The sequence below is a fragment of the Novosphingobium sp. genome, from assembly GCF_032093395.1.
Lineage (GTDB): Bacteria > Pseudomonadota > Alphaproteobacteria > Sphingomonadales > Sphingomonadaceae > Novosphingobium.
The window spans coordinates 1-7476 of sequence record NZ_DAMDBA010000130.1; the positions used below are offsets into that span (position 1 = coordinate 1).

General features: G+C 64.2%; 10 protein-coding genes. 8 read left to right on the forward strand and 2 right to left on the reverse strand.

The genetic code is table 11. The features are described 5' to 3' along the window. Positions 1–416, forward strand: a 416-nt coding sequence (locus RT424_RS23385; RefSeq protein WP_313443129.1) for a sigma-70 family RNA polymerase sigma factor, incomplete at its 5' end; no start/stop codon positions are given. Between the two features lie 177 nt (positions 417–593). Here the strand turns inward: RT424_RS23385 and RT424_RS23390 are convergent. Beyond that, positions 594–2297 (reverse strand): M20/M25/M40 family metallo-hydrolase, encoded by a 1704-nt coding sequence (locus tag RT424_RS23390; RefSeq protein WP_313443131.1) that lies wholly within the window; start codon positions 2295–2297, stop codon positions 594–596. Between the two features lie 277 nt (positions 2298–2574). Here RT424_RS23390 and rpiB point away from each other — a divergent pair, with 277 nt between their 5' ends. The 7 genes from rpiB to RT424_RS23425 all read left to right on the forward strand — a co-directional run bounded on the left by rpiB (position 2575) and on the right by RT424_RS23425 (position 7020). Further along, positions 2575–3012: a ribose 5-phosphate isomerase B gene (gene rpiB / locus RT424_RS23395; protein ID WP_313443133.1), complete on the forward strand. Its 438-nt coding sequence runs from the start codon at positions 2575–2577 to the stop codon at positions 3010–3012. Between the two features lie 17 nt (positions 3013–3029). Beyond that, positions 3030–4328: a serine hydroxymethyltransferase gene (glyA, locus tag RT424_RS23400; RefSeq protein ID WP_409521579.1), complete on the forward strand. Its 1299-nt coding sequence runs from the start codon at positions 3030–3032 to the stop codon at positions 4326–4328. Positions 4329–4347: 19 nt separating this feature from the next. Continuing rightward, complete coding sequence (locus RT424_RS23405) at positions 4348–4572, forward strand: hypothetical protein (protein ID WP_313443134.1); 225 nt, start codon at positions 4348–4350, stop codon at positions 4570–4572. A 44-nt stretch (positions 4573–4616) separates the two neighbouring features. Then, positions 4617–5105: a transcriptional regulator NrdR gene (gene nrdR, locus RT424_RS23410; protein WP_313443136.1), complete on the forward strand. Its 489-nt coding sequence runs from the start codon at positions 4617–4619 to the stop codon at positions 5103–5105. After that, positions 5098–5850 carry an RNA methyltransferase gene (locus RT424_RS23415; RefSeq protein WP_313443138.1) on the forward strand — a complete coding sequence of 251 codons (753 nt, stop codon included), beginning with the start codon at positions 5098–5100 and terminating at the stop codon, positions 5848–5850. Before nrdR ends, RT424_RS23415 begins: the two co-directional genes overlap by 8 nt. A 210-nt stretch (positions 5851–6060) precedes the next feature. Continuing rightward, a complete protein-coding gene (gene rpsD / locus RT424_RS23420) occupies positions 6061–6675 on the forward strand; it encodes a 30S ribosomal protein S4 (protein WP_313443140.1) in 615 nt (204 codons plus the stop codon). A 147-nt stretch (positions 6676–6822) separates the two neighbouring features. Then, positions 6823–7020, forward strand: a complete 198-nt coding sequence (locus RT424_RS23425; RefSeq protein WP_134092953.1) for a hypothetical protein — start codon at positions 6823–6825, stop codon at positions 7018–7020. Positions 7021–7107: 87 nt separating this feature from the next. On the opposite strand, the gene RT424_RS23430 is transcribed toward RT424_RS23425, so the two are convergent. After that, positions 7108–7476: tRNA guanosine(34) transglycosylase Tgt (locus RT424_RS23430; protein WP_313443146.1), on the reverse strand; the 369-nt coding region annotated here is incomplete at its 5' end.

Sequence of the window (7476 nt, forward strand, 5' to 3'; positions counted from 1 at the left end):
GCGAGCCCACGCCCGAGGAAATGGCCGAGCGCCTGTCGATGCCGCTCGAAAAGGTTCGCAAGGTGATGAAGATCGCCAAGGAGCCGATCTCCCTCGAAACGCCGATCGGCGACGAGGAAGATTCGCACCTGGGCGATTTCATCGAGGACAAGAACGCGATCATTCCGGTCGATGCCGCGATCCAGGCCAATCTCAAGGAGACGGTCACCCGCGTCCTTGCCTCGCTCACCCCGCGTGAGGAACGCGTGCTGCGCATGCGCTTCGGCATCGGCATGAACACCGATCACACGCTTGAAGAAGTTGGCCAGCAGTTCTCGGTTACCCGCGAACGTATCCGCCAGATCGAGGCCAAGGCCTTGCGCAAGCTCAAGCACCCGAGCCGCAGCCGCAAGATGCGCTCGTTCCTCGATCAGTGAGCCGCTGATCGGACAGAAAAAGCCCCGCTTCGACGGGGCTTTTTTTCGTACGCGCCCTGCAGGCATTTCTGAACGTCTGGCGCTTCCCGCGCTTCATCGCTCAGACCGGCGCATATTCCTTGGTACACATGGCCGGCTTTTCAGGCCGGGGCCGATGCGGGCAAGTCCAGCCTGAGGCTATCCCTTGACGCCTAGCGATCGCGCTTGTTCGTAGGCGGGAACACTGGCGGCCGGTGCATCCCAACGCACCCAGAGAGCCACCCCCAGTGCCAGGATCAGAAGCACGCCCGCCGTCGCGCGCATGGTGCCCGGCGCCAGAGGCTTCCGCAGCGGCACCAGAACCGGCACCGCCATCAGCAGCGGCAGGAGGCAGACCATGGGCAGGGTCGGTCCAACTGCCTGCATCAGCGCAAAACCGAGCACCAATGCATATCCGGTCACCAGCGCTGCGACGATAGCCGCAGCCAGGCGCGCCGCATTTTCCGGCAATAGAACGCGCATCAGGGCGACAGCGCCTCCGAGCAGCAGCGGCACCGTAAGCACATATGCCGCCGTCGGAGCGAACGCCTGAAATACGGCAGCGGCAATCCACACCGGCAACACCATGCCCACCTCGCCCGAGATCGAAACGGGCCGCCTGCCCGCCACCATCACCGCCATCGCGACCGACGCACAGAAAGCAACGAACTGAAGCCGGGGGATCGCCGCCAGCCGGTCGTAGTAGTTAACCGCGCCGGCCGCCCCGGAGATCATGTTCAGCCCCCAGAGCAGCCCGCCTGCCAGCACCGCAAGCGCCAGGATTCTCGCCACGCCCCCGGTCATGTCCGACAGGTCCAGGCGCCGGATAGCCAGCGCTCCATAGCCGACGAACGCCACCGTCAGCATCGCCCAGCCCCAGCCCGGTGCATAATGAACCACGAACAGCCCGAAGACGTCGAAAAACACGATATCGGGCGCGCGACGTGGCAGCTCCGGAGCTTGCACTAGAGCCCGCGCCAGACCCAACGTCTGCTCGCCCATCTGCTGGAGCGAACCGCGATCGAGGTTGGCCGCCGTCGCCATCGGTGAGTGATAGAGCCCCGGCCGTCCGATGAAGGCGAAGTTCCACGCCGGATAGCCCTGCGGCAGCGCCACGGTGAGATCGGTATCGTTGGGCAGCACGCTGTAGATGAAGGTTGCCAGCGAAGTCCCCGCGGGATGCGGCGCCGTGCGCGCCCATAGCCGCGCCACGTCTCCATTCGACGCTGAAGTCTGGAACAGGTTCGTCGTGCCACCGCCCCCGCGCGCTTCGAGATTGACGATAGCCCCGATCCGCCGCGCTTCCTGCGCCTGTGCAAAGAACATCCGGGCTCCGTTGAGCCCGGCTTCCTCGCCATCGGTGAAGATGACCAGCACGTCGCGCCGCCGACCCCCGTCCAGCGAAAGGGCGCGCAAGGTTTCAAGGATGGAGGCCACGCCTGCCCCATCGTCGGCCGCCGCCGGAGAGCCCCAGACGCTGTCGTAGTGCGCCATCAGCGCGACGGCCGGCAGGTTCGGCTCCGTACCCCGCAGCAGCCCCAGCACGTTGGTTAGCGGGATATGCTCGGCCTCCGTTCGTCCGAGCCGGTTCAGCGCCGCGCGGGCGTCGTCCGGGAACTGTCCTTCCTGCGTGCGCACCGTAAGCCCCAGCGCGCCCAGCCGCTGCATCAGATAGCCACGCAAGGCGGCATGTTCGGCCGAGCCGCTAGGATGCGGCGCGCGGGCAATGCGCTCCACATCCGTCATCGCCCGGGCCGCCGAGAAATCCTCTGCGGGCATATTGGCCGGCGCGGAACGCGGCGGGGTGGTGCCGAGCACCGCAAGCGCGATGGCCGACAACAGCGAAACGACCAGCCATTTCATAGAGTTCACTGCCCCTTCGGCGATAGCTTAAACATCCGCCGCCCGGCCCGACGAGTCAATCGTGCCGACGAGCCCAAGCCTTCCTTTCAGGCGACGATTGAAAATGCAGCGCAATGGCCGCCCCGAACGTGCGGCTCCGCAAAGATTGCTTCATAAAAGCCATGAATTCCGAACGGTTCCGGCAATTACACGCCCGTATCGCCAACAATGGTGGCAATACGACGAAGTCGCGACTAAGGGGAGGCGCAACGAATCCCCGCATCAGGACAGGCATCCCATGCGCATTGCGATTGCTTCAGACCACGCCGCCGTCGATCTCAAGACGACCTTGCGTGAATACCTTATCGAGCAAGGCCACGAAGTTGCCGATCTCGGCCCGGAAACCGCCGATCGCGTGGACTATCCGGACTATGGCTACAAACTCGCCTCGGTCGTGGCCGATGGTACCGCGCCGTTCGGCGTCGCACTCTGCGGCTCGGGCATCGGCATCTCGATCGCGGTGAATCGCGACCCCGCGTGCCGCTGCGCGCTGGTATCCGAGCCGCTGTCGGCGGCCCTCGCCCGCGAGCACAACGACGCCAATGTCATTGCCATGGGCGCGCGACTCACCGGCGAGGACATGGCCAAAGCCTGCCTCGATGCCTTCTTCTCGGCCGAATTCGGTGGCGGACGCCACACCGGCCGCGTCGAAAAGCTTTCCAACCCCGTTTTCTGATACGGAGAAGCCCGAACATGACTGTTGAAACCGCCATCCGTTCCGCCGGCTTCTTCTCTGACGGCGTGGCCGCCAGCGATCCCGCCGTCGCCAAAGCCATCGGCCACGAACTCGGCCGCGAGCGCAAGCAGATCGAACTGATCGCCTCGGAGAACATCGTCTCCAAGGCCGTGCTCGAAGCCCAGGGCTCGGTGCTGACCAACAAGTACGCCGAAGGATACCCCGGCAAGCGCTACTACCAGGGCTGCGAGCCTTCGGACGAGGTCGAGACGCTGGCCATCGAACGCGCCAAGCAGCTGTTCGACTGCGGTTTCGCCAACGTCCAGCCCCACTCGGGCGCGCAGGCCAACGGTGCCGTGCTGCTGGCGACCGTGAAGCCGGGCGATACCATCCTGGGCATGAGCCTCGACGCCGGCGGCCACCTCACCCATGGTGCGCGTGCCGCGCTTTCGGGCAAGTGGTTCAACGCCGTGCAGTATGGCGTTACCAAGGACACCCACCTGATCGACTACGATGAGGTCGAGGCCCTGGCTAAGCAGCACCAGCCCAAGCTGATCATCGCCGGTGGTTCGGCCTATCCGCGTGTGATCGACTTCAAGCGCATGCGCGAAATCGCAGACAGCGTGGGCGCCATCTTCCAGGTCGACATGGCGCACTTCGCCGGCTTGGTCGCGGCAGGGCTCCACCCCTCGCCCTTCCCTCACGCGCACATCGCCACCACCACCACGCACAAGACGCTGCGCGGCCCGCGCGGCGGCATGATCCTCACCAATGACGAGGCGCTGGCCAAGAAGATCAACTCGGCGGTGTTCCCCGGCCTTCAGGGCGGCCCGCTGATGCACGTCGTCGCCGCCAAGGCCGTCGCCTTCGGTGAAGCGCTGCGTCCCGAGTTCAAGGACTATGCCGCGCGCGTGATCGAGAATGCCAAGGTTCTCGCCGACACGCTCAAGGCGCGCGGCGCCGCGATCGTTTCGGGCGGCACCGACACCCACCTCGCGCTGATCGACCTCTCGCCGCTGGGCGTGACCGGCAAGGATGCGGACGAGGCTCTGGAGCGTGCCGGCATCACCTGCAACAAGAACGGCATCCCCTTCGATCCGCTGCCGCCGATGAAGACCAGCGGCATCCGCGTGGGTTCGCCCGCCGGCACCACCCGCGGCTTCGGCCCGGAAGAGTTCCGCGAAATCGGCAACATGGTCGCCGACGTGCTCGACGGCCTTGCCAAGTGCGGCGAAGCGGGCGACGCTCAGGTGGAGCAGAACGTGCGCGCGCGCGTTGAGGCTCTGTGCGATCGATTCCCGATCTACGAGGACTGATTTCAGGAGCCTTGCTGCCATGACCGACCCCAACCGCCCCAACGACTCCGGTGATTTCATCTCCGACGCCCGCCACGAGTTGGCCGGAATGCTTCAGGATGGCCTCGACCATCCCTCGACGAAGCCGGTTCTCGTCTGGGGTGCGGCCGGGGCGGTCGCGGCAGCCGTACTGCCGTTCGTGTCCATCCCGCTGGGTCTTGCGGTCGGTGCGGGGTACCAGTTCTACAAGCGCGTGCGCCCCTGAACGCCTACTTCGACTGTCTTCAAGAATTGAAAGTAACTAGCTGAATGCGCTGTCCTTTCTGCGCTCACGACGATTCCCAGGTCAAGGACAGCCGCCCGACCGAGGACAACACCGCGATCCGCCGCCGCCGCCAGTGTTCCAGCTGCGGCGCGCGGTTCACGACGTTCGAGCGGGTCCAGCTTCGCGAAATCACCGTCGTCAAAAGCGACGATGCCCGCGAACCGTTCGACCGTGCCAAGATCGAGCAATCGGTTACACTTGCGTGCCGCAAACGCGGTATCGAGCGCGAGAAGATCGACCAGCTGGTCTCCGGTGTGCAGCGCCAGGTCGAGACTTTGGGCGAAACCGAAGTCCCCTCTCGCGAAATCGGCGAAATGGTGATGGAGGGGCTGCGTCAGCTCGATTCGGTCGCCTACATCCGTTTCGCCTCCGTCTACCGCGCCTTCAACGAAGCCCGCGATTTTGAAGCTTTTGCAGGAACCGTCCGCGATGTGGCCGGTCAGGGCGTTACCAAGGATGCCGATAATGGCTGATACGAAAAAGCCGGTCATCGTGCTGGTCCGTCCGCAACTCGGCGAGAACATCGGCAAGGCGGCACGCGCCATGCTCAACTTCGGTTTGGCCGAAATGCGCCTCGTCGCCCCGCGAGATGGCTGGCCCAATCCCTCGGCCGGTCCCGCCGCCGCGGGCGCCGACGTGGTACTCGAACACGCGGAAGTCTTCGAAACACTGGCCGAGGCCGTTGCGGACTGCGCCAATGTCTATGCTACGACCGTGCGCAAGCGCGGCGTTACCAAGCCGGTCGTCACGCCCGAGCAGGCCGCGCGCGAAATTCATGAGGCCGCAAAGGAAACCGGAGGCCGTTCCGCCTACGTGTTCGGCCCCGAGCGTTCGGGCCTGGAGACCGAGGACGTCGCCCTTGCCCGCGCGATCCTGACGGTGCCGATCAATCCCGAGTTCGCTTCCCTCAACCTGGCGCAGGCGGTTATCCTCTGCGCCTACGAGTGGTCCAAGGGTGCCGCCGAAAGCGGCGAACTCGCACAGCCCACGCAGGAGGACTTGCTTCCCCCTGCCCCGCAAGACGAATTGGAAGGCCTCATCGGCCACTTCGAGCAATTGCTCGAACCCAAGAACTATTTCTGGCCCGAAACGCGCGCGGCGGCCAATCGGCTGACCTTGCGCAATCTTCTCACGAAGCCGGGCTGGAATCACCTCGAAGTGCGCACCCTTCGCGGTGTGCTCTCTGCCCTCGGAAACGAGCGTCGCCCGCGTAGCTGAGCCGCTTTTCGGCTTATACGCTTGACTTTCACCCCCGAGCCCGTATGGGCACCCCTTCACATGGCGCCTGCCTTCTTGACAGGTCCGTCCATTCGGCCCCGCACCCCGGTGAAGCGGCGGCCGCATTCCGCGAAATAGGCGGGATGGTGCGCCCCGGGACAACATGGACCGCTTCCACGGTGGAAGCGGCAGCAGAAAAGGAGACGACTTATGTCGAAGCGTAAAAGCGCCAAGTACAAACTCGACCGCCGCATGGGCGAGAACATTTGGGGTCGCCCCAAGAGCTCGGTCAACCGCCGCAGCTACGGCCCCGGCCAGCACGGCCAGCGCCGCAAGGGCAAGCTCTCGGACTACGGTCTGCAGCTGCGCGCCAAGCAGAAGCTCAAGGGCTACTACGGCGACGTGACCGAGAAGCAGTTCAAGGCTACCTACCAGGAAGCCTCGCGCATGAAGGGCGACACCGGCCAGAACCTGATCGGCCTGCTCGAGCAGCGCCTGGACATGGTCGTGTACCGTTCGAAGTTCGCGCCCACCATCTTCGCGGCTCGCCAGATCGTTTCGCACGGCCACATCCGCGTGAACGGCGTGAAGTGCAACATCGCTTCGCGTCGCGTGAAGGTCGGTGACATCATCAGCCTCGGCAACAAGGCCAAGGAAATGGCCCTGATCGTCGAAGCTCAGGCTCTTCCCGAGCGTGAAGTTCCCGACTACGTCGCCCAGGACGGCGCCGACAAGGTGACCTTCGTTCGCGTCCCGACGCTCGACGAAGTGCCCTATCCGGTGAAGATGGAACCGAACCTGGTCGTCGAGTTCTACTCGCGCTAAGTATCGGGTCTTCGGACCAGAAAAACGGAAAGGGCGGCTCCCTCGCGGAGCCGCCCTTTTTGCTTATGCGCTGGAACGATAGAAAACACGGCGAATCGAGCGACGTGTCAGGGAACGGACATGGAACTTGTGCATTAGGCTTGCACCATGTCCCGATATCGTTTCATCACTCCCAATCGCACTGGCAAATGGTACCCCGACCTTGAAACCGCGAAGCAGTTCGCGGCAGAGATCGGTGCCGGATTCCTTGATTCCAGAACGGGCCGCTTCGTGACTTACGTCGGCACCAAGCTTGAGATCGGCGCTCTGCACGAGGATCTCGAGGAAGGCCTGGAACCAGCCTGACATCGTTAGATACAATTGCACCCGAAAGGCATGTCCTGCCTCTCGGGTGCCTGACCGTCTTTGACGGATTGATGCGGCGGACAGGCCCTACCCGCCCCGAGGCTGAAAATAATCCCTCCGAAAATCGGCAGCGAACTGCGCGAAAGTGCCTGCCGCGATAGCGTCGCGCATGCCCTGCATGAGTTGCTGGTAGAACGAGATATTGTGCTCGGTCATCAGCATCGAGCCGAGTATCTCCCCCGAGCGCACGAGGTGATGCAGGTAGGCCCGGCTATAGGTGCCGCAAGTGGGGCACTTGCAGCGTTCGTCCAGCGGATTGTTGTCCTCGGCATGGCGGGCGTTGCGCAAGTTCAACGGGCCGTTCCAGGTGAACGCCTGGCCGTTGCGGCCGGATCGACTCGGCAGGACGCAGTCGAACATGTCGACACCGCGTTCCACTGCCCCCACCAGGTCGTC

Excerpts from the sequence above, each read along its gene's own strand:
- glyA (WP_409521579.1), top strand. The coding sequence starts at position 3,030 with ATGACTGTTGAAACCGCCATCCGTTCCGCCGGCTTCTTCTCTGACGGC.
- rpsD (WP_313443140.1), top strand. The coding sequence starts at position 6,061 with ATGTCGAAGCGTAAAAGCGCCAAGTACAAACTCGACCGCCGCATGGGC.
- RT424_RS23390 (WP_313443131.1), bottom strand. The coding sequence starts at position 2,297 with ATGAAATGGCTGGTCGTTTCGCTGTTGTCGGCCATCGCGCTTGCGGTG.
- RT424_RS23405 (WP_313443134.1), top strand. The coding sequence starts at position 4,348 with ATGACCGACCCCAACCGCCCCAACGACTCCGGTGATTTCATCTCCGAC.
- RT424_RS23425 (WP_134092953.1), top strand. The coding sequence starts at position 6,823 with ATGTCCCGATATCGTTTCATCACTCCCAATCGCACTGGCAAATGGTAC.
- nrdR (WP_313443136.1), top strand. The coding sequence starts at position 4,617 with ATGCGCTGTCCTTTCTGCGCTCACGACGATTCCCAGGTCAAGGACAGC.
- rpiB (WP_313443133.1), top strand. The coding sequence starts at position 2,575 with ATGCGCATTGCGATTGCTTCAGACCACGCCGCCGTCGATCTCAAGACG.
- RT424_RS23415 (WP_313443138.1), top strand. The coding sequence starts at position 5,098 with ATGGCTGATACGAAAAAGCCGGTCATCGTGCTGGTCCGTCCGCAACTC.